At 62.2% G+C, this 22,343-nt stretch carries 20 protein-coding genes; 5 read left to right on the top strand and 15 right to left on the bottom strand.

The features are described from left to right. Positions 1–20 precede the first annotated feature (20 nt). The gene (truB, locus tag QWU44_RS01660; RefSeq protein ID WP_370913967.1) at positions 21–923 is read left to right on the top strand and encodes a tRNA pseudouridine(55) synthase TruB; all 903 of its coding nucleotides are present in this window, start codon (positions 21–23) and stop codon (positions 921–923) included. A gap of 9 nt (positions 924–932) precedes the next feature. On the opposite strand, the gene QWU44_RS01655 is transcribed toward truB, so the two are convergent. The 9 genes from QWU44_RS01655 to rimP form a co-directional block, all read right to left on the bottom strand. Then, positions 933–1,589, bottom strand: coding sequence for a 4'-phosphopantetheinyl transferase (locus QWU44_RS01655; protein WP_370913966.1), 657 nt, complete (start codon positions 1,587–1,589; stop codon positions 933–935). Continuing rightward, positions 1,582–2,430, bottom strand: coding sequence for a metallophosphoesterase (locus QWU44_RS01650; RefSeq protein ID WP_370913965.1), 849 nt, complete (start codon positions 2,428–2,430; stop codon positions 1,582–1,584). Before QWU44_RS01650 ends, QWU44_RS01655 begins: the two co-directional genes overlap by 8 nt. Before the next feature lie 14 nt (positions 2,431–2,444). Next, positions 2,445–3,815, bottom strand: coding sequence for an MATE family efflux transporter (locus QWU44_RS01645; protein WP_370914291.1), 1,371 nt, complete (start codon positions 3,813–3,815; stop codon positions 2,445–2,447). Positions 3,816–3,817: 2 nt separating this feature from the next. Continuing rightward, on the bottom strand, positions 3,818–4,786 hold the full coding sequence (locus tag QWU44_RS01640; protein ID WP_370913964.1) for a bifunctional oligoribonuclease/PAP phosphatase NrnA: 969 nt from the start codon (positions 4,784–4,786) through the stop codon (positions 3,818–3,820). A 4-nt stretch (positions 4,787–4,790) separates the two neighbouring features. Next, a complete protein-coding gene (rbfA, locus tag QWU44_RS01635) occupies positions 4,791–5,225 on the bottom strand; it encodes a 30S ribosome-binding factor RbfA (protein ID WP_370913963.1) in 435 nt (144 codons plus the stop codon). Between the two features lie 333 nt (positions 5,226–5,558). Then, on the bottom strand, positions 5,559–8,474 hold the full coding sequence (infB, locus tag QWU44_RS01630; protein ID WP_370913962.1) for a translation initiation factor IF-2: 2,916 nt from the start codon (positions 8,472–8,474) through the stop codon (positions 5,559–5,561). 140 nt (positions 8,475–8,614) lie between these two features. Next, a complete protein-coding gene (locus tag QWU44_RS01625) occupies positions 8,615–8,944 on the bottom strand; it encodes a YlxR family protein (RefSeq protein ID WP_370913961.1) in 330 nt (109 codons plus the stop codon). A gap of 382 nt (positions 8,945–9,326) precedes the next feature. After that, positions 9,327–10,337 (bottom strand): transcription termination factor NusA, encoded by a 1,011-nt coding sequence (gene nusA, locus QWU44_RS01620; RefSeq protein ID WP_370913960.1) that lies wholly within the window; start codon positions 10,335–10,337, stop codon positions 9,327–9,329. Beyond that, positions 10,334–10,909: a ribosome maturation factor RimP gene (gene rimP, locus QWU44_RS01615; protein ID WP_370913959.1), complete on the bottom strand. Its 576-nt coding sequence runs from the start codon at positions 10,907–10,909 to the stop codon at positions 10,334–10,336. The genes nusA and rimP overlap by 4 nt, the downstream gene beginning before the upstream one ends. Before the next feature lie 50 nt (positions 10,910–10,959). Between rimP and QWU44_RS01610 the strand changes: the two genes are divergently transcribed. After that, positions 10,960–11,901 (top strand): DUF4439 domain-containing protein, encoded by a 942-nt coding sequence (locus QWU44_RS01610; protein ID WP_370913958.1) that lies wholly within the window; start codon positions 10,960–10,962, stop codon positions 11,899–11,901. Between the two features lie 14 nt (positions 11,902–11,915). Here QWU44_RS01610 and nagB read toward each other — a convergent pair whose 3' ends face one another. Next, the gene (nagB, locus tag QWU44_RS01605; protein ID WP_370913957.1) at positions 11,916–12,698 is read right to left on the bottom strand and encodes a glucosamine-6-phosphate deaminase; all 783 of its coding nucleotides are present in this window, start codon (positions 12,696–12,698) and stop codon (positions 11,916–11,918) included. Positions 12,699–12,874: 176 nt separating this feature from the next. Beyond that, positions 12,875–14,626: a proline--tRNA ligase gene (locus tag QWU44_RS01600; RefSeq protein WP_370913956.1), complete on the bottom strand. Its 1,752-nt coding sequence runs from the start codon at positions 14,624–14,626 to the stop codon at positions 12,875–12,877. 45 nt (positions 14,627–14,671) lie between these two features. Here QWU44_RS01600 and yaaA point away from each other — a divergent pair, with 45 nt between their 5' ends. The 3 genes from yaaA to QWU44_RS01585 all read left to right on the top strand — a co-directional run bounded on the left by yaaA (position 14,672) and on the right by QWU44_RS01585 (position 18,333). Then, a complete protein-coding gene (gene yaaA, locus QWU44_RS01595) occupies positions 14,672–15,424 on the top strand; it encodes a peroxide stress protein YaaA (RefSeq protein WP_370913955.1) in 753 nt (250 codons plus the stop codon). A 336-nt stretch (positions 15,425–15,760) separates the two neighbouring features. Next, a complete protein-coding gene (locus tag QWU44_RS01590; protein ID WP_370913954.1) occupies positions 15,761–16,741 on the top strand; it encodes an ROK family protein in 981 nt (326 codons plus the stop codon). A 191-nt stretch (positions 16,742–16,932) separates the two neighbouring features. Continuing rightward, positions 16,933–18,333: a sugar porter family MFS transporter gene (locus QWU44_RS01585; RefSeq protein WP_370913953.1), complete on the top strand. Its 1,401-nt coding sequence runs from the start codon at positions 16,933–16,935 to the stop codon at positions 18,331–18,333. A gap of 194 nt (positions 18,334–18,527) precedes the next feature. On the opposite strand, the gene QWU44_RS01580 is transcribed toward QWU44_RS01585, so the two are convergent. The 4 genes from QWU44_RS01580 to QWU44_RS01565 all read right to left on the bottom strand — a co-directional run bounded on the left by QWU44_RS01580 (position 18,528) and on the right by QWU44_RS01565 (position 22,163). Continuing rightward, a complete protein-coding gene (locus QWU44_RS01580; protein WP_370913952.1) occupies positions 18,528–19,310 on the bottom strand; it encodes a hypothetical protein in 783 nt (260 codons plus the stop codon). After that, positions 19,307–20,212, bottom strand: coding sequence for an ABC transporter ATP-binding protein (locus QWU44_RS01575; RefSeq protein WP_370913951.1), 906 nt, complete (start codon positions 20,210–20,212; stop codon positions 19,307–19,309). Before QWU44_RS01575 ends, QWU44_RS01580 begins: the two co-directional genes overlap by 4 nt. Positions 20,213–20,274: 62 nt before the next feature. After that, entirely contained in the window at positions 20,275–20,970 is a 696-nt protein-coding gene (locus QWU44_RS01570; protein ID WP_370913950.1) for a response regulator, read from the bottom strand. Then, positions 20,967–22,163: a sensor histidine kinase gene (locus QWU44_RS01565; RefSeq protein ID WP_370913949.1), complete on the bottom strand. Its 1,197-nt coding sequence runs from the start codon at positions 22,161–22,163 to the stop codon at positions 20,967–20,969. The genes QWU44_RS01570 and QWU44_RS01565 overlap by 4 nt, the downstream gene beginning before the upstream one ends. Positions 22,164–22,343: the final 180 nt, after the last annotated feature.

Raw genomic sequence — 22,343 nt, 5'->3', positions numbered from 1 at the left:
CGATCGCCTAAACTGTCCGCATGACTGATCCCCTCGCCAGATCCGGACTCATCATCGTCGATAAGCCCGCCGGGTTGACCTCGCACGATGTCATTGCGCGTCTTCGCAGAGCTTTCGGGACCAGGAAGGTCGGGCATGCCGGAACACTGGATCCGATGGCCACCGGGGTTCTGGTCGTGGGCATCGAACGGGGCACCCGGTTCTTGGCTCACCTGGTGGCCGAGACGAAGTCCTACACCGGGACGATCCGGTTAGGGAGTTCGACGTCCACCGATGATGCGGAGGGCGAGGTGCTCACCGTGGCACCGAATGGAGCTGTGTCCACGCTTGATGACGCCACGATCACCACCGCACTGGATGGGTTACGCGGCGAGATCATGCAGAAACCGAGCTCGGTGAGCGCAATCAAGATCAACGGAAAGAGGGCACACGAGCGTGTCCGTGCAGGTGAATCCGTCGATATTCCGGCCCGCCCGGTAACGGTTCACCGTCTCGATGTCTCCGCTCAGCGTCGAACGACCGACCACCTGGATCTGGATGTGGATGTTCTGTGCTCCTCCGGAACCTACATCCGTTCCCTTGCCCGCGATCTCGGCGAGATACTCGGCGTCGGTGGGCACCTCACCTCACTCCGCAGGACATCAGTAGGCCCATTCAGCATTTCCGCGGCACGCCCACTGACAGAGATCATGGAAACCCCCCGCTTGTCGTTAAGCCTCGACGAGGCACTGATCGCGGCCTTCCCCGTCCTAGAGGTCACACAGGAGGACGGCTCCGCACTTGCGATGGGAAAGTGGCTGGAACCCCGTGGTGTGAAGGGCGTACACGCGGCGGTGACACCTGACGGACGTGCAATCGCCCTGGTGAAGGAGGGGCGCAAACGTCTGGCAACAGTGTTCGTCGCCCGCCCGTCGACACTGTGAACGCCATCTCTATGTGACCGCTGTTGTCGCGATGACGTACCCGTCCCGCATCGCCCACCTCCCGGATATGAATGGTACGGGTGTGGGGCGAACCAGCAGATAAGACACGAATGTACCGTCGCGACGAAGGTCGATCTCGGCTTGATCGAAGCCGAGCCACCGGCGGGTCAGAGGGAACCACGCCTTGTAGGTTGCCTCCTTCGCACAGAAAAGCAACAGGTCGGCACTCTGCACCCCCTCATCCGTGAGTTTCTTCAACTGCGGAAGTTCACCGTCCCGCGCGATCGATTCCAGCACCCCCTCCGGCAGTGCGGCGATGGGTTCAGCATCGAGGCCCATCGACCGCACCAGCAACGACGGCGCAATCACCGCGGCGCGGAACCCCACCGTGTGGGTGAGCGACCCGGACACCGTCGGTGGCAGCAGAGGCATACCCCGCTCGCCACGGAGAATGGGCATTCCCGTATCAATACCGAGCTGCTCCAACGCCCGATGCGCACACCAACGGGCATCCCCAAACTCGGCTTTCCGCACATCGAGGGCATGCGACACCAGTGCTTTCTCCAGTGGATGCAGTCCGTTGTAGTTCGTAAGATCATTGGCCCCGATCTCGGTCTTCACCCAGCAGAACCTGGCGGAGTCCGGAAACAGTTCCCGGTCAAGCATTCCGCACCTCCATCACCGGGTATGGCCAGGTCCACTCCCCCCGGAGATGCCGGTTCCATTCCCTCGGGTACCCGAGGGACACCTCGATGTGCGGGATACCGTCAACCACCGTCGTTCCGGGAGTGTGCAAGTGGCCGTAGACAACTGCCCTAGCCCCGTAACGCCTCGCCCAGGACCGTGTGTGCCGCGTCCCACACCAGAGCGAGAGTTCCGGGAACGCGATCTTTTTCACCGGCTCGATGACCAACGGCCAGTGGTTGACCAGAATGGTCGGTCCACTGACCTTACTAAGACGTTTGATCGAGTACGCGAGCCGATCCCAGCACCAGGCACGGATGTCGACGAACGGCGCGATGGCGAACTGGTCCGTCATCACCACCTGCCGGTCGTGCGCGGCCTGGACGGCCTGGTCCACCGTGTACCCCGTCTTCCTGAACGAGTAATCGTAGAGGGTGAACAGGGGAACGACAGTCACCCCGTCGAATACCGGGTAGGGATCTTCAGGAGTGAGCACGTCGATCTTCCGACAGCCGACGACGAGCTCATCATACTTAGCCCGACCCTGGTGCCGGTCCGTCGAGCGGCAGAACAGCTCATGATTACCCGGCACCCAGATCACGCAGGCGAAACGTTTACGGAGCCGGTTGAGAATCTGCAACACCAGCTCGGTGCGTTCCGCCACATCCCCTGCCACGATCAGCCAGTCCGATGGATCGCGCGGCTGGATCGAATCGATCATCTCAGTATTGTCCTTCACCGCACCGTGCAGGTCAGCGACCGCCCACAGGGTCTGCGTGACCGCTCCCGGAGAACCGGCGGCACCGCTCGAGCTGGAGGACATGGACATGCGGTTCATTATGCCGCACCACTGCCGACACCACCGTCCTTTTCTCCTAGATCGGTGGTACTGCCCGCACCGGCCCAGCGCATCGAACGGAAGCGCCAGATCACAAAGCCGAGGCGGAGGAACATGAAGGCACTCAGCCCACACCAGACACCAGTCAACCCGGAATCTGTGAGCAGGGCGAGCCATACCCCGGGGACGAATCCGATGAGAACAGATGTGATCGTCGCATTCCGCAGATAAGCGACATCCCCGGCCCCCAGGAGAACACCGTCGAGGGCGAACACCACTCCCCCCGCGATGATCATCACGATCAACAACCACCAGGGGCCGGACATGGCGGCGAGAGTCTCCGTATCGGAGGTGAACAGACCCGGGATGAATACATGCCCGAACGCGAACACCACGGCGAGGACGACAGCCAGTCCACAGGAGTACGCGGTCACGCGGGTACCGACGCTTCGGGCGAGCTGCGCGGTGCCTGCACCGAGTGCTGCCCCGGTCATGGCCTGCGCAGCGATGGCAAGGGAATCGAGCACGAGTGAAAGGAAGTTCCAGAGTTGCAGCATCACCTGGTGTGCAGCGAGGGAAGCGGCACCGAATCGAGCAGACACCGCTGCCGCTGAGATCATCGCGATCTGGAAGGACAGTGACCGGGCGATGAGATCCCGCCCCATAACCAACTGTTTTCGCATAATCCTCAGGTTGGGGCGCCAGTCGCCCTCATGCATCCTCGCCAGGCAGACCAGGAAGAGAATGGCAGTGATCGATTCACCCGTGAGGTTCGCCCACGCGGAGCCGACGATCCCGAAATGCCCGACCAGGTAGGGGACCAGAGCAGCGGATGGGATCACCCCGGCGAGAGTGAACCACAACGGCAGACGAGTGTTCTGGATCCCCCGAAGCCAACCGTTTCCGGCCATCGTCACCAGAATCAGCGGGATACCCAAGCCTGCGACACGCAACCAGGTGGTAGCCTCCGCTGCGACAACAGTGTCACCGGCCAACCACAGCGTCAATCTGGGGGCGGCGGTGAGAATCACCACAGCGATCAGGAAACCGACGGTGAGCGCGACCCATGTCGCGTGAATTCCTTCTCCGACCGCATCGCGTTCCTTCCCTGCACCGTAGAGCCGCGCTGACCGTGCTGTTGTTCCGTAGCTGAGAAAGGTCAACTGCGTGGTGACCGTCGCCTGAATTGTGGTGGCGGCGCCGAGCGCGGCGAGTTCGTGCTGCCCGAGACGCCCGACAACCGCCGTGTCCAGAAGCAGGTAGAGCGGGGTTGCGGCGAGAACCCCCAGTGCAGGAAGTGCCAGTGCGAGGATCTCCCGGAGGCTGACCTTCTCCAACTTCCGTGCTGTCGCATCCGATTGTTCGCTGATGTTCACAGCGCAACCGCATGTTCGTCGACAGCGCGGCGGACAGCGTTGAGAACCGTGGCCCGGCTTCCCGGCACAGTGGCCCCTGCCGCGAGAAGATGTCCGCCTCCACCGAGGACACCAGCTACCGCAGCGACGTTGTAGTTGGTGGAACGTAGCGAGATAGACCAGATTCCGGGGTGGTTTTCCTTGAGGAGGACCCCGATTCCCTGCCCTGTGGCACGGACGAAGTCAGTGAGTGATTCGATAGTCGCCGGATTCGTCTCCGTGATCGTTGAATGATCTGCGGTGAGAACGGTCATCCCAGGGCCGTCAGGGTGGGTTTCCACTCCGGTGAGGACTCTGCCGATGATCCTCAGATCATCCGGTGTCGTCGCGTCCATGAGATCCACCGCGATGGCACGCGTGTCAATGCCGCATTCCATCAGTCTCGCCGCCATCAGGTGCATTCCGGGGCCACCCCAACGGAAACTACCGGTGTCGGTGACCAGTCCCGCGTAGAGGGCGTGGGCCATGTCCCTGTCAATGTCATGACCGGCGACCGTGAACCAGCGGTACAGGATGGCTGTGGTTGATTCAGCGTCGGGTTCGATGACATCGACGGTGCCGAATCCGGTGTTCGACGAGTGATGGTCGATGACAAGGACACGGTCGTGTCCGCTGATGCCTGCCGCACAGCTTCCGGTACGCCCGAGGTCTCCGCAGTCGACAGTGACCACGAGATCCGCGTCCGGGAGGCGATCTACCAGTTGAATGTCGCCGCAACCCGGGATCGTGCGGAGGTTCACCGCGACGGGATCCTGCTGTCCGATGACACCAGTCGCGTCGATGCCCCGTCGCCGGAGCATAGCGACGGTCGCACATACGCTACCGATCGCATCGGCGTCAGGCCGGATGTGTCCGACAACGACGGCCCTCCCGACGGCGGTAGGATCAATCAGTTCCTCAGCGGCGGTGAAATCCCAGTCCGCCACAGTGTCAGTTCTCCTCGATGCGGTACGGATTCTCGTCGCCCACGGGCTTGGCGTTCTCGCGGAGCTTTGCCAGTTCCTCGTCACGCGCCCTGGCCTTGGCGAGAAGCTGTTCCATGTGATCCGCAGCCTGCGGCACCGTATCGTGGGAGAACGCCAATGTGGGAGTGAAACGCACTCCGAGGTCGTCACCGACGATCTTGCGGAGCTGCCCGCGATATCGTTTGAGTGCCTCCGCAGCGGCAGGAACGTCAGGTTGCTCATCGACGGTCTCGCCCCGGACGGTGTAGTAAATGGTTGCGTCGTGGAGATCTCCCGTGACCTTACAGTCCGTGATGGTGATCAGTTCCAGACGGGGGTTGTTGATCTCATTCTCGATCGCAGTCGCGACGATCATCTGGATGCGCTTGGCCATTCTGGCGGCGCGGGCGTGGTCAACCATGGTCGAGACTCCTCACAGTTCAGCGGTACAGGATGCGCCGCATTTCCTCATCCACCGTCGCGGATCGGTTGACGCGACGGCCGTTACGGTCCCTGATCCTACCCGGCGTCTCCACGGCCCCGTCGCTGCCCCGCGATGATTCTCCGGAGGATGAACCCAGAATCCGGGATCCCCATCACTGAGCCACAGTGATAGCCTTCTTCACCTGTGTCATAATCTCCGCTGAGTTACCCCTCCGCTCTCGCAGTACGCGATCACCGGGGTCAGAAGACACAGAAGAACCGCCTCTCCCCCGTGAATCCGGGGCAGGGCGGTTTTTCTGCCGAGTTTAACCTAGTCGCGGGGAACCTCAACCTGCTCGTAGGCTTCGACAATGTCACCGACGGAGATGTCCGGGTAGGACAGCACCATACCGCACTCGTAGCCTGCGGACACTTCGGTGGCGTCGTCCTTCTCGCGGCGGAGAGAGACGATCGTGGCCTTCTCCACAATGACGTTACCGTCGCGGATGAGTCGGACGGCCGCATTCCGGCGAACCTTGCCAGATTCGACCATGCAGCCTGCGATGAGGCCGACTGCGGATGCCTTGAAGAGCGCTCGGATCTCGGCGCGGCCGATCTCTCGCTCCTCGTAGACGGGCTTCAGCATGCCCTTGAGGGCCTGCTCGATCTCCTCGATGACCCGGTAGATGACCGAGTAGTAGCGGATTTCGACGCCTTCGGTGTTGGCCTCTTCGGTGGCCTTGCCTTCAGCGCGGACGTTGAAGCCGATGATCACTGCATCAGAGGCCGCGGCCAGCGAGACGTTCGTCTGCGTGATCGCACCGACACCGCGGTCAATGATGTTGAGCTGAACCTCGTCGTCGACCTCGATCTTGAGCAGGGCCTCCTCCAGCGCCTCGACGGAGCCTGCGTTATCGCCCTTGAGGATGAGGTTGAGTGTCGAGGTCTCCTTGAGCACCGCATCCAGATCCTCGAGGGAGACGCGCTTACGACTCCGTGCGGCAAGCGCATTGCGTTTGCGGGCAGCGCGCTTGTCGGCGATCTGGCGTGCGATTCGGTCATCCTCTACTACAAGGAGGTTATCACCGGCACCACAGACAGCGTTGAGTCCCTGTACCTGGACCGGACGCGACGGTCCGGCTTCCTCGACGTCATTACCGTACTCGTCAACCATTCGACGGACACGACCGTGAGCACCACCGGCGACGATGGAGTCACCGACGCGAAGAGTACCGCGATGAACGATGACGGTAGCGACTGGACCACGGCCACGGTCGAGGTGTGCTTCGATGGCGACGCCCTGGGCGTCCATGTCGGGGTTTGCGACGAGTTCGAGCTCGGCATCGGCGGTCAGCAGCACGGCTTCGAGGAGTGCCTCGATGTTCGTGCCCTGCTTAGCCGAGATGTCGACGAACTGGGTATCGCCGCCGTACTCCTCGGGAACGAGACCGTATTCGGTAAGCTGACCGCGGATCTTCTCCGGGGAGGCTCCTTCCTTGTCGATCTTGTTCACTGCGACGACGACGGGGACATCAGCGGCCTTGGCGTGGTTGATCGCCTCAACAGTCTGGGGCATGACACCGTCATCTGCGGCGACAACGAGGATCGCGATGTCTGTCGCCTTCGCACCACGGGCACGCATGGCGGTGAATGCCTCGTGACCGGGGGTGTCCAGGAGCGTCAAAGTACGGGGCTGCTCATCGAGCGTAACCGTCACCTGGTAGGCACCGATACCCTGTGTGATTCCACCGGCCTCGTCACCGCCGACATTCGTCTTACGGATAGTGTCGAGCAGTCGGGTCTTACCGTGATCGACATGGCCCATGACGGTGACCACCGGAGGACGCTTCGAGAGTTCTCCCTCGCCGCCCTCGTCCTCACCGAACTGCAGGTCGAAGGACTCGAGGAGTTCGCGATCTTCGTCTTCGGGGGAGACAACCTCAATCTTGAAGTTCATTTCCTCACCGAGGAGCACCAGGATCTCGTCCGAAACGGACTGGGTCGCGGTGACCATTTCACCAAGGTTGAACAGAACCTGGACCAGGCTCGACGCATCAGTGTCGATCTTGTCCGCGAAGTCGGAAAGCGAGGCACCCCGGGCGAGGCGCAGGCTGGCACCACGACCGTCAGGCAGGCGAACACCGCTGACGACGTTCGGTGCCTGCATCGCCTCGTACTCGTTGCGCTTCTGCCGCTTCGACTTGCGTCCACGGCGTGGAGCACCGCCCGGACGCCCGAAAGCACCTGCGGTACCTCCTCGACGTCCACCACGTCCACCGCCACCGCGGTTGAAACCGCCGGGACCGCCGGGGCCACCGGAACGACCGCCGGGGCCACCGGAACGACCGCCGCCAGCGGACTTCTGCGGCATGGCACCGGGACTGGGGCGTTCAGGCATCATCGCGGGAGTAGGACGACGTCCACCACCCTGACGTTCCGGAGAAGCACCTGTTCCGGGGCGACCACTGGGACGACCGCCCTGTGCACCACCGGGACGGGGACCACCGGGACGGGGTCCGCCACCGGGACGGGGGCCGGCCGCACCGGGACGACTGCCCTGTGCACCACCGGGACGGGGACCACCGGGACGGGGTCCGCCACCGGGACGGGGGCCGGCCGCACCGGGACGAGGCTGGGTTCGCTCAGTACCCGTGGAGAACGGATTGTTGGCTACCCGCGGTGCACGGGCACCCGGCTTCGGGCCAGGCTTGGCCATCGGACGAGGCATCGGAGCACGACCCTCGGAAGCCGGTTTCTCCGCTTCGTTCTTCTGAGCCACGGAAGCGGGGTTTGACTTTGCGCTGGGAGCCGCTTCAGCCGGGGTCGGAGCAGCGGGCTTCTTTTGTTCCGGTGCCTGGTCCCGGGTTTTCGCGACAGCCTCAGCCGGAGTGGGCACGGGCTTCGTATCCGGCTTCTCAGCGGTCGGCTTTACCGGTGCGGGCTTCGTCGCCGAAGGCACCGGGGCTGCGGGTTTCGCGGCACCGGGCTTCGGAGCGGCCCCCGGTCTGGCTCCCGGTTTGATGCCGGTGGAGGGCTTCTTCTCGGCGGCGGGCTTCTCACCGGAACCGCCCTCGACGCCGACACCCTTGTCGGCGTAATAGGACTGCATCTTCTTCACGACCGGTGATTCCACCGTCGATGATGCTGTTTTGACGAACTCGCCCTGCTCTTTGAGCGTGGCAAGCAGTTCCTTGCTTGTAATACCGAGCTTCTTAGCGAGCTCATGTACACGTAGCTTTCCGGGCACTTCTCTCCTTGTAGGTTTAGCTCCAGGCGGATCGAAGGCCGGCGGACTGCGCGTTCTTCAGATCAGCAGGCTGACGGATTCTCCGAGCGCCTGAAGATGTAGCGTGTGACGTTCATCGCTGATGCTTCATCGTGTGCTCATCAGTGTTCGTGTCTTTCCTGGGTAGGTGGTTCGGCGGTATGCTCCTGTATCCAGGTTCGTACCGCCTCGGTGTCCACGGGGGTGGACACCCGCAGCGCACGGTTGAATGCGCGCCTTTTTTCTGCCAGCTCCAGTGCCTCAAGACTAGGTGTGAGCCAGGCACCACGTCCCGGCTTCCGGCGCACCGGATCTGGGACGAGATGACCAGAGCATGAGGTGTCGACGACTACTCGCAACAGATGCGAGTCCGACTTACGTTCACGGGTCGCGATACAGGTGCGTATACGGATCCCGGTCGGTGCCTGGACACTGGTTCCGGTATTCCGCATTCATCTCCTCATTACAGTCATTGTCACCGGGATGGAACCGGCGACATCATTGTGCCGGACACGACCCACCCCATGGGGATGCATCCCTGTCACGACACCTGATTGATGTCGACTCGCGCGTCCGTCAAATGATGATCTTCCGGTGATGACCTCCGGATTATCCGGATATTTCCACAACCATCCCCAACTCCATGAGGAGCGGAAATTTTAGTGGTCATACATGGTCATCGGCACGGGCCTTTAACAAGCCTACGCGAAAAGCACATCAAAAGGGAACCCGCCCCTGCACGTCGTCGAGAGGTCAGGGGCCGTTCAAGGAAAAATCCCTAGGACTGAATTACACCGGAGTAGTTCCGTGATCCTGAATCACAGGATTCCAGGGTCAGCGTTCGACGGGGTCCGCATCCGAATGAATGTCGATCTTCCAACCCGTGAGTCTGGCAGCCAGACGGGCATTCTGGCCTTCCTTTCCGATGGCGAGCGAGAGTTGATAATCCGGAACGGTGACCCGCGCCACCTGCATCTCCGGATCTATGATCTCAACTCGCACAACCTTCGATGGGGCGAGGGCATTTCCAACAAAGGTCGCAGGATCATCGGAATGGTCGATGATGTCGAGCTTTTCACCGTGAAGTTCCTTCATCACGTTAGAGACACGTTGACCACGCGGACCAATACACGCCCCCTTCGCATTGAGGCCCTTGACGGCCGCCTGGACCGCAACCTTTGAACGATGACCGGCTTCCCTGGCGATGCCAGTGATCTCAACCGAGCCGTCGGCAACCTCCGGAACCTCAAGTTCGAACAGACGTCGAACCAGCTCGGGGTGGGTGCGGGACAGACTGATCTGCACATTCCGCTGGCCCTTTGCAACACCGACGATATAGCACTTCACACGATCCCCGTGCTTCAGTTTCTCCCCGGGAATCTGTTCGGCCGGAAGAAGGACACCGTCTTGACCATCCATCTCAGTACCGAGCCGGACGACAACAATGCCCCGCTCGTTCGCACGGGCATCAGCCTGCACAATACCGCTGATGACCTTTCCTTCGAACTCGGCATATTCGCCGAATGCACGCTCGTTCTCCGCGTCTCTCATACGGCGGATGATGGCGTCGCGGACAACACTCGCCGACACCCGGGCGAAGTTCGACGGAGTGTCATCGAATTCCGAGGTGACCTGCCCCTCCTCATCGAATTCGGTCACGATGACCGCTACGGAACCCGTCTCCGCGTCGATATCGATGCGGGCACGGGATGTCCCGTCGGAATTACCCCCGGTGTGAGTGTGGTAGGCCTGCAGAAGAGCCCTGCCGATCGTCGTGAGCATGTCGTTAACGCTAATCCCGCGTTCCTTCTCAATGCTCTTCAATGCTGCGACATCAATATTCACTTGTCTTCCTCTCGCTTGGACAGCGCGTCTTCGTAACTGAGATCCACCAGTTCGGCTTCGGCGACCGGCGGTTGTGAGAACTCAATTTCTACCACTGCCGAGGCCCCTGTTCCAAGCTCAGCGAGTTGGAGGGTGTCGATAATGATGCCCTTGCCCCCTCGCTCAGACCGACGCAGAAAAATGACAGAGCTTTCTTCATCATCCAGAGCACCGATCCTGCCGAGTTCCTTCCGACCGTCGCGGATCAGTGCCACGAGCCTGCCTCGATTCCGCCGCCAGTGCCGTGGACGTGTGAGAGGATGACCGACCCCCGGCGTCCCCACCTCCAAGGTGTATCCCTGCCCCCCGAATTCAATCTCCCCTCGTTCCTCCGCAGTGTCGAATACCTCAGAGATCTCCCGGGAAATTTCCTCCAGCAGGTCGAGATCGGGCCGTTCGTCGCCGTCGAGAGAAACAGCGACGGAAGACTTCGAACCAGCTCGGTTGATCCGGAGCTTCTCGACGTCCAGGGCCCTCCCCTCAGCTATCGGCGCAACAAGCTCGATCAGGGTTTGTTCAGTCGGGAATGCCATGGCCTCAACCCTACCGTGCGTCCCCATGCTCCGGAGTACACTGAACCGCCGTGAAACACCACCCCTTCCTCCTCCGCGTCTCAGCGCCTCTATCCGCTCTGTTACTGACCGGAGGACTGACCGCCTGCCAGGCCATTCCGACTCCGGAACCTGATCCTGTCCTGACGGGATTGTCAGCATCCGCGCATGCCGACGCCACGTATTTGAACGACAAAGATCCTTCGGCTGCGGCGGTGCGGGCACGGCACGCTGCCGCCCTCGACGCAGAGATACGCAGACTCTGTGGTTTCCTCGAAGACGGGAGGGTTCCTGCTTCCTGCACCGTGCCGGAACAGCAGGATCGGATCTCCAGTCGACCCGGTGACGGTGATTCCGTCCTCTCGGAGTCCCGTGCACTCACCATCACCGAACTCGCGGCTCTCCCGAAGGAATCGGTTCTTCCGGTGGCCCGCATGCACGCGGAGCTCGCCGTCATCACCGATTCATCCGCAGATCCGTCCAGTGCTCCGGATCTCGTCGGCGCACAATTTCGTACGGGGTCCGTCGATATGGATGCCCTCCGAATGGCGTTGGAATGGGAATATGGGGCTATCTTCGGACTTTCTGTGGCACAGGCATGGGCCACCCCAGAGGCGGCCACACTCATCAGTGAAGCCGTCGAAAGACATCGGTCATCGGCGGCACAGTTGCGCCGACTAGTCGCCGATGTACCTGACGATGAGCTACCCAGCCCTGCCGCCGGTTACCGCCCCGGGACAAACCTTGTGACCCCGGCCGATGCGGATTCGGCGCTCAAGACCGCTGTGCGTATCGAGGTTGATTCGGCCCGTATGTGGCAGGCTGCAGCAGCGTCCGCCGAACAGCCGGTGTGGCGGACCTGGTGTGTACTGGCTGGTTCAACCACGGTGTTACGGTCACTGCCGTTATTGGCCGCAGCGGGCACTAATCCGGCTGCCGAAGGATTGTTCGACCTGACGCATGCCCAGTCCTGACCAATTTTCCGGGGTCAGATCCGCTGCCATTCCGGCTTGTTGTCGAAGGCGTAGCGGTAGTAGTCAGCATTGATCAGCCCACTCGCGGCTGCCTCATCGACGATGACGGTGGCGTGTGGATGGAACTGCAGGATCGACGCCGGACACAGTGCCGAAACCGGCCCCTCGACCGTCGCCGCGACGGCATCCGCTTTCCCCGCACCGGTCGCAAGGAGGAGAAGATGGCCTGCGTCACTGATCGTACCCAACCCCTGGGTGAGGACATGGTGGGGAACCTGATCCTCGTCATCGTCGAAGAACCGGGCATTATCCGAGATGGTCTGCGGGTGGAGTGTCTTCAGCCTTGTCCGTGAGCGCAGTGAAGAACCCGGCTCGTTGAACCCGATATGTCCATCGGTACCGATACCCAACAACTGAACGTCCACTCCCCCGGCCTCCGCAATCGCCGAGTCGTAGGCTACTCCTGCGGCTGTGGGATCATCCGCGAGACCATCAGGGCTGTGTACCTCCGCATCCGGAATGTCGATGTGGGAAGTAAAATTATCGCGGATGAAACGGTAGTAGCTCTGCTCGTGGGTACGGGGCAATCCGACATACTCATCGAGGAGGAAAGCACGGCAGTGAGCGAAGCTCAGGCCTACATCCCGGTGCCTTCGGATGAGCTCCTCGTACATCGCCAGAGGGGTGGATCCGGTTGCTAGCCCCAGGTTGGCGGAATCACGGCGGGCGTAGTCGGTAAAGACGTCCGCCGCGACTCGCGCGACAGACTCGGCATCAGGCTGGATGATGACCTCCATAGCGGGGGCCGTCCTTTCTCCTCGGGGTCGTGACCATCGGTTGGATACCGGTGGAACAGCCGCCGTGTGCGGCACCTCCAATTCAACACCAAACGCGGCGTGTCAGACAGGAAAATCGGCGAAGGGTGTTCCCTGCCGCCGATTTTTCTTTGCCCGAAACTCAACACACCTAGTTGTCAGACAAGGGACCGTACCTCGTTAAGAACATCGGACACCGGAACCTCACGTACCTCACCGGACTCACGGATACGGAGTTCCACGATTCCATCCGCGAAACTACGCCCCAGAACAACAACGAAGGGCATACCCAACAGTTCGGAATCCTTGAACTTCACGCCGGGACTGACCTTGGGTCGATCGTCGAAAAGCACCTCGAGGCCCGAGTCGGACAGTTCTCCCACTAGCGTCTCCGCGGCTTCGGTCGCGTCAACGTTCTTGTTCGCCACCACAACGTGGACCTGGAATGGCGCGACCGACACAGGCCAGTTCAGCCCCTTCTCGTCATAACGCTGTTCGGCGATGACCGCGACCAATCGCGAGACACCGATTCCGTAGGATCCCATGGTGGGGACGGACCGCTTGCCGTTCTCATCGAGGATCTGCAGTTCCAGCGCTTCGGAGTATTTGCGCCCGAGCTGGAAGATGTGGCCGATCTCGATGCCCCGGGCGAGACGCAACGCGCCCTGGTTGTCCGGCGCCGGGTCTCCTTCCCGGATCTCAGCGGCCTCGATGTAGCCATCCGGGGTGAAATCCCGACCGGCAACACAGTTGACCACGTGGCGTCCCTCAGCATCCGCACCCGTGATCCAGGACGTACCGGGGACCACCCGGGGATCAGCGAGGACCGGCACGCCGTTGGCGGCCAGTCCTCGGGGACCGATGTACCCCTTGACGAGGAACGGGGTGGTGGCGAAGTCCTTGTCAGAGACGAGCTCGACGGCGGAGGGTTCCACTGAAGCCTCCAGACGCTTCATGTCGACCTCCCGGTCACCCGGGACGAGAATGCCGGTCAGTTCCGGCTCCTCGCCAGGGCGGGTGATCTTCACCACAAGGCACTTCAACGTGTCCGCGGCAGTGACCTCCCGCTCATCGATTCTGATTCCCGCACGATTGGCCCACTCCACCAGTTTGTTGATCGTCTCGCATTCGGGGCTGTCGTACTCCAACGCCGCAGGCTGCCCCTCGATGGGCTTCTCCTCGGCCCGCGGCGTGATGACCGCCTCCGCATTCGCCGCATAGTCTCCCTCCGTCGCACGGACGAAGGTGTCCTCCCCGTTCTCGCAGACGGCGAGGAACTCCTCCGAAGCTGATCCACCCATCGCACCGGACGTGGCGGCACAGATGACGTAATCAATGCCCATACGATCGAAGGAGTTGATGTACGCCTGTCGGTGCTTCATGTAAGCGGCGGCCAGCCCATCATCGTCCATGTCGAAGGAATACGAATCCTTCATCGTGAACTCACGGCCCCGCAGGATACCCGCACGCGGGCGCTCCTCGTCTCGGTACTTCGTCTGGATCTGGAAGAGGATCGCCGGGAAATCCTTGTAAGAGGAATACATGTCCTTGACTAGCCCGGTAAACATCTCCTCATGCGTCGGGCCAAGCAGGTAGTCACTTCCCTTGCGGTCCTTGAGTCGGAAGAGGTTGTCGCCGTACTCCGTCCATCGACCGGTCTGTTCATAGGGTTCCCGGGGAAGCAACGTGGGCAGGCAGATCTCCTGCCCACCGATGGCCTCCATCTCCTCGCGGACGATGCTCTCGATCTTCCGCAGCGTGCGCAGGCCGAGCGGAAGCCAGGAGTACACACCGGGTGCCGCACGGCGAATGTACCCGGCGCGAACCAGGAGCTTGTGGCTGGGGACCTCAGCCTCAGCCGGGTCGTCGCGCAGAGTGCGCAGGAATAGGGTGGACATGCGTGTGATCATGAGCGCCAATATACCCGCCCGCCCCCACGGGTTAGGGTGGTGACCATGCTCATTGTCCTGCCCCCTTCCGAAACCAAAGCCAACGGTGGCGACGGTGCCCCACTCGACCTCGGCGCCCTGTCCTTCCCTGAGCTCAACCCCGTTCGCAAGTCAATCGCGGATGCACTGCTTGCCCTCGATGACGTCGCGATGCGCGAGGCACTGAAGATCAGCACGAAGCTGGACGGTGAGATCACCGCGAACCGCGAACTCTGGGTGTCACCCACGATGCCCGCGATCCGGAGGTACACCGGCGTACTCTACGACGCTCTCGACGCCGGTTCCCTGGATGCCGAAGCACTGTCGCGGATCACAATCGGTTCGGCATTGTTCGGTCTGGTCCGCGCCACAGACCATATCCCCCACTACCGGCTGTCGGGTGGTTCAAAGATTCCGGATGCCGGTGCGGCCACGTCACCGACGATGAAATCCCGCTGGGGAAAGAGGATCACCGAAGCACTGCGCGCAGCAGCGCCGTCGAAGGGGCCGGTCGTGGACCTGCGCTCCGGCGCCTACCTCACCCTCGGTCCTCTACCCGGTGCCATCACCGTGCGGGTGGAATCGGTGCAGGAGGACGGGTCCCGAAAGGTGGTCAGCCATTTCAACAAGCACTACAAGGGAATCCTTGCCCGTGTCCTCGCCACCGCCGAGATCGACTTCGGCCCGACAGACGGGGCGCCGGAACTCGCAGCCGCTGCCCGGGATTCCGGATTGTCTGTCGAAATCACCGGATCGGACTCGCTGACACTCATCGTCTGACGGCCTGCACGACAGAGCAGCTCAGGACACCTGAGCCATTTTCTCGTCCGCCGTGACCAGTAATGATTCTCACCATCCGGAACGTGGCCTTCCACTAATAAAATGTTAGACCCATCATTACTGCATATCTGAGGAACGTCCTGTTGGGGCTCCCCTACACCCCCCGGTATGGGGACGTTCTCCACATATCCCCCTATTCCGGGACAACGGTTGGTAATACTCTGACATCAGGCCCATATGTCGGACGGAAGTACTCGGCAGGCGCCCCTGGATGTGACGGGATCGCCAGAGACATAGCGGGTCCAAACACAACCAACGCGACCCCAGGAAGCCACAATGTCAGGGAATACTCGTCACCAGGTCACCACAACACCATGGGCACTGGGAATAGACGTCGGAGGCACCGCGATCAAAGCCGCCGTTGTCGACCAGACGGGGAACACGCATCATCAGCTCACCATTCCCACTCCCACCGACCCGCGCGCCCTCGCGGACACAACCGTGAAGGTCACCACCGAGCTCACCCGGTGGGCGCGGTCGAAGGGCATCAACACCGTCGACACCATCGGCGTCAACATTCCCGGCATTATCGACGAGGTGCGCGGTATATCGGTCTTCTCAGCGAACCTCGGATGGCGCAATGAACCGATCGCCGCGATGCTCGAAGATTCCCTACGCCGTCCCGTGGCACTCGGACACGACGTCCGCAGCGGAGCACTCGCCGAATCCCGGTGGGGTGTCGCTTACCCCGATTTCTTCTTCCTCGCAATCGGTACCGGGATCTCCGCCGTCGTCATCAACGGACACCAACCGATGACCACCTGGCAGTGGGCGGGTGAGATCGGACAGATCCTCGTTCCCGGTTACGACGGTGCGCTGATGCCTCTCGAACAGGTCTGCTCGGCAGCCGGTATCGGACGCCGGGGAGCGAGTCTCGGACTCGTACCGGAAGGTGCCGGCTCCCGTGAGGTCTTCGAGCTGGTGGACCGGGGCGATGAAAAAGCCACCGAGATAGCCGACACCGCCTGCGAGACACTCGGCCGATTCCTCGCACCAGTTGTCGCGACCCTCGGACCCATCCCCGTCGTGATCAGCGGTGGCATGGTCGCACGAGGAGACAAACTCCTCACCCCGATCCGGAAAGCGCTGACCAGATACCTCGGTGTGGTCCCCGTGCCGACCCATATAGAAGTAGCTCGGCTCGGTGTCGACGCGCAGGTCCGCGGTGCGGCACTGAGGGCCTTCGACGCCTCCGGTTGCAGGATCCGGCCACAGAAAATCCAGAACACCGGAACTGACGCCGAACTTTCCCCCTAACATCCCGGTCTGTTCCATCCCTCCATAAGACAGCCCCACCGGACGACGGTGGACGGATGAGTTCGTTGACGCCGCGCTCCGCATGGATACGACGCCCGGCGACTCTTCCGTCGCCGTCACCATACTTTCCTTTTTCACCCCCACTTCTTCCTGCGGGCATGAACCGCACATGACATTCTGAAAGGTCAGTCATGTCCTTCATCAGTGATCTCAAGTCCGCTCCCCCGGTCGGGCGTGCCATCGCACTTACCGCAGCGGCCCTAGGAATCACCTACGGCTACGACATCTCGAACATCGCGGCCGCGCTGCTGTACCTGGAGAAAGACTTCGGTCTCGACACCACCGGACAAGCCACGATGGCCACCGCCGTTGTCGTCGGTCAGATCTTCGGCGCGGTCGCCGGTGGTCCGATGGCCAACGCCATCGGACGGAAGAAGACCATGCTCATCGTCGCCGGTGGGTACGTTATCTTCTCGGTCGCCAGTGCCTTCGCCCCGACCGCCGGCATCCTGGTATTCCTCCGCGCGCTGCTCGGCGTGACCATCGGTCTGTCCATCACCGTCGTTCCGGTGTTCATCGCGGAATCCTCCCCCAACAGGATCCGTGGTGGCCTCCTCACCTCTTACCAGGTGACTACCGTCCTCGGTATCATAGGCGGCTACCTCGTCGGCTGGGGACTGTCCTTCTTCGAGAGTTGGCGCTGGATGCTCGGCGCTGCGGCAATCCCCGCCGCTATCGTGTTCATCGCGCTGCTCAAGATCAACGAGACTCCACAGTGGCTAGTAATGAAGGGACGTCTCGCGGAAGCACGCGCCACCCTGTTGTCCATCAACTCCGAACGGGAAGCCGAAGAGGAATTCCGGTCCATCTCGCAGTCCGTCAACCAGAACCGTGGCGGAAACGACCTCAAGCGTCTCGGTGAGATGTTCCGCGGTCCCATCTCCCGTGCGACGATCTTCGCCATCGCGCTCGGCTTCTTCATCCAGATCACAGGTATTAATGCGACCATCTACTACGCGCCCCGGATCTTCGAGCAGATGGGCTTCCACGGCACCGCTCAGCAGTTGCTCCTCCCCGCTGTGGTGCAGACCTTCGGCCTCGCCGCAGTCCTGGTGTCCATGGTGGTGATCGATTCCTTCGGGCGCCGGAAGGTACTGCTGAGCGGCATAGCCACGATGATTCTCGCCGACATTCTGCTGATCCTCGTCTACCGCATGGGTTCCGAGTCATCCACGGCGTTCCTGATCCTCGGATTCATCGGCATCGTGCTCTTCACCATGGGCTTCACAGGTGGCTTCGGCGCGATCGTCTGGGTGTACGCCGGGGAACTGTTCCCCACCCGGTACCGGGCGCTCGGTGCTTCCCTCGTATTGACGGCGGATCTCATCGCCAACGCCATCGTCGCACAGCTCTTCCCGCCGCTACTGGAGGCGGTCGGCGGTGCCGGGGTGTTCGCCATCTTCGGGGTGTTCGCCGGGATCGCCTTCGTCACGGTCTTCCGTTACGCTCCAGAAACGAAGGGCCGCAAGCTGGAGGACATCCAGAGCTATTGGGAGAATGGCGCCACCTGGTCGGGGCCGGTCAAGGCCTGACATCTCCCGACGCCACCGCCGTCACTGTCTGAACCCGCAGTACCGGCGGTACCGGAGCCCGGGCACCTGTGCATTTCCGCACGGTGACCGGGCTCCATCTCGTGTTCACCGGGTGAGGGTGCAGGTTTTCGGCGATTTCCCGGGGTTCTATATCGGTCCAGCCGCCGGTCTCAATCACAGGTTCCGACGCCGGGTCAACGGATCGCGTATCTGGTGTCGGACCACCACGCGAGACCCCCCAGCACGAGCACCCATCCGACCAGCGCGATACCACCCTGGAGCGGCGTGGCTGTGATACCCGGGATGGAGGTTCCGTTGGCTATCCGCCCGGACAGGAAGGGGAGTACCCAACCGAGGTCCTTCAGTGTCTGGACGTTCAGGGCATAGACCATGGACTCGATGACAAAGACATCAGCAGCGAAGATCAGGGATGCGAGCACCGTCGAACGGGTTATCACGGCCAGAAGCGCGGCGAAAAGAACCGCGATGATGAACTTGATGAACTCGAACCGGAACTCCCGGAAATCCTCGTCTGAAATATCGACCGGGAGATGCTCCCCCATGAGGAGAAGGGCACCGTGGGCGAGTGCCAGTCCCAGGACGAGGGCCATGAGAGCACCGCTCAGGAGAACACCGATACGAATGGCGGTCCCTCTGCTCCTGTTGTTGTCCACCATCCACATCCAGGCGATGGAGTGGTGCCGGTAGGCTCCTCCGACGATCGCGGCGGCGGCGAAGCCCGCGATGAGGAAGGACAGATCGGTGCCGACTGTGAGGTCACGGAGTGTCGCGGGCTCATCGTCTCCGGCAAGCCGTACCGCTACCGTGAGTGCCGGAATCACGAGTATTACGGCGGCGAGGAAAACCAGATGACTGCGGACCGAAATCAGTTCCGTGATAACGGCGGCGAGCAGCCCTTCGTAGCTGGGACGCCGATCTGTTCCGGTGGTCGGGAAAACTGGGGTTGCGGCGGTCATGATGAGGAGCTCCTGTAGGTGGTGGTGTCGGCTGTTGCAGTGAGGAAGACGTCTTCGAGGGACTGTTCCCGGGAAGCCAGGTGTGTGATCACGATTCCTGCCCCCTGGCAAAGCCGGGCGATGCGCTCAGCGGTCGTGGTGTCCGCGCTGACGGTGATCAACCCGTCGGGCGCACGGTCGGCGGTGATGTTGTGCTCGGCGAGGACCCGGACGGCGGCGTCCACATCGGTACACCTGATCTCGTACACCGCATCCCCGACGAAGTCCGAGAGCGGTCCCTCCGCGATGAGTCTTCCCTGTCCGATGATCACGAGCCGGTCCGTGGTCACCGACATTTCGGAGAGCAGGTGTGAGGACACCAGCACAGCGCGTCCCTCCTCCGCGAGCTGCCGGGTCATCCGGCGCATCCAGATGACCCCTTCCGGGTCCAGCCCGTTGACGGGTTCATCGAGGATGATGTGGCCGGGGTCGCCGAGCAGCGCACACGCGAGACCGAGCCGCTGCCGCATGCCGAGACTGTATCCGCCGACCCTCTTGTGCGCGACGGAGTGCAGGCCCACCCGGTCGAGCACGGTATCGACACGATTGGCGTCGATACCGCCCGCTCTCGCCATCATGCGCAGATGTGCCTCTCCGCTTCGCCCCGGATGGAACCAGGAGGCGTCGAGCAGCGCGCCGATGACGCGGGCCGGTGCAGGCAGCGTGGTGAAGCGGTGTCCGTCGATGAGGGCGGTGCCCTCGTCCGGGCGTTCGAGTCCGCAGATCATGCGCATGGTGGTGGATTTTCCGGCACCATTGGGTCCGAGAAAACCCGTGACCTGCCCGTCTGGAACGGTGAAGGAGAGATCGTCGACGGCTACGGTACCGCCGTATCTTCTGGTGAGTGAACTGACTGTGATCATGTCTCCACGATCCCGCGCCGGAGGGGTTATCAGCGTCCTCCCCTCTGCCGATTCCCCGGATATCAGTCCCCGGGGTGAGCGAGCAGCTCCGCGCGCCCCACCAGACCGGTGCGGTAGGCGTAGAGAACCGCGTGAACCCTGTCCCGGGAACCCGTTTTCGCGAGAATGTGCCGGATGTGGGTCTTCACCGTAGCCATGGACACGAACTCACGGGCAGCGATCTCATCATTGTTGTAGCCGAGCGCGACCAGGCGCAGGATCTCGGTTTCCCGTGGCGTGAGCGGATCAACGAGGGACAGTGGAGGGGGATTCTGGTCTTCTGCCGCCTCCGCACCCGTGTGCCCCGGTGCCCGCAGTCGTTCAAGCAGGTCTGCGGTTACCGACGGCGCGAGGACCGCCGCCCCGGAGTGAACGGTGCGCACGGCGTCGAGAAGCTCCTCCGGTTGAGCGTCCTTCAACAAGAATCCGGACGCTCCCGCAGCGATCGCACCGCTGACGAAACGCTCATCGTCGAAGGTGGTGAGCATGATGACGCGGACGGTGCGGTCACTCGCGAGCACCCGTCTGGTCGCCGGAATCCCACCGATCCGGGCCATCTGGACATCCATCAGAATGATGTCGGCACCCGATTCCCCGTCGGGAATCTCATCACCGTCACCGGCCTGCCAGGCGATGTCCATGTCATCCTGGCTACCGATGAGCATGGCGAAACCCGCGCGCACCAGGGGCTGATCGTCGACGAGTCCGACTCGGATCATCTCGGCATCACCGCTCTCACCACGAACTGTGCACCCGAGTCCACAACACCTAGCTTGCCTCCGATCGCCCCGAGGCGTTCCCGCATCCCGGTGAGCCCGAATCCCCTGTCCGAAGTTCCCGTCTTCGGACCAGTCGGATTCGTGGCGGTCACCGTGACTTCCCTGTCACTGCTGTCCACCGTGAGATCCCCGGTGCCGGTCCCGTGCCGGAGCATGTTCGTCAGCATCTCCTGGACCAACCGGTACAGAGTCATTTGCGACAACGGGGACAAGTCCGTCGGGATCTTCTCCAGCCCCTCTGCCCGCAGCACCAATCCACTCCGCCGGGCATCGGCGACCAAACCGGGAATATCAGCGACTCCGGGCGGCGCCGTCTCTGAACGCCCCTCGTCCTCCCGCAGGACGCTCAACAAACCTCGCATCTGAACCAGCGACTCCCGGGAGGTCTCCGCAATCAGTTCCAACGTGTCGACCGCCACCCGCGGATCCTTAGGCGCCGCAAATCTGGCGCCGTCAGCGAGCGAGATCACCGCAGCCAATGAATGCGCCACGATGTCGTGCATCTCGCGAGCGATCCGGGTCCGTTCCACCACCCCGGCGAGTTCCGCCCGTTGGCGAAGTACCTCAAGGTCGCGGTGACGCCGACGCGCGGCATCGCCGAGCATCCAGAAGAATGCCACCCAGGTCCACGACGAGAAGAGGGCCGCCATGAGCATCACCACGGGCCACCTGTCTCCTTCGGGGAAGAGAGAGATGTTCCACAGCATCAACAGGGCCACGGTGGCACCGAGCAGCATCGCGCCGAGGTACACGAAGCGGATCCGCGATGTTATGCGCGCGGCGGTGAGGAACGCACAGTACGCCACGGCCACCGCGCCGACCACAGGTCCGCCGGGTAGACCGCGCAACAGGATCGCCAGCAACGCGATGCCCGTGGTTCCGACGGTGGCCTCCGGGTACCCCGGCGCAACGAGTAACACGCAGGCAATGAAGAGATAGAGGACCGAGGAGAGTGTGTCAGTCTGTCCACCGGCATCCAAGAAGATGACCCCGGACGCACAGAACACGTAGCAGAACGCGTTACCGGGTCCGCCGACAGCGACGCGGACACGCTCCAGAAGCGCGGCGGAGGCTCCGGAACGGGTGAAGGGTGGCGGCATCGGACAGATCTCTCGGATCGGGTGCGGGTCCACCTACCAATCGTAGGACCCAGCGGGCGGGAGAAAATCAGCCTCAGGGATGACTGTAGATCCGTCCGAAACGGGTCCGCCGGATACCCACCAGGGAGCACTCTCGGTCACCTGCCTGTCCAACAGTTCCTCCCCGGAGAGGCTTCACTCCGGCGAATCCCCACGATGTACCGGGCACCCACC

This window comes from Corynebacterium sp. CCM 9203 (assembly GCF_041357675.1).
Lineage (GTDB): Bacteria > Actinomycetota > Actinomycetes > Mycobacteriales > Mycobacteriaceae > Corynebacterium.
Note: the sequence above shows the minus strand (reverse complement) of the source record. Positions and strands in the feature narration are given on the sequence as shown.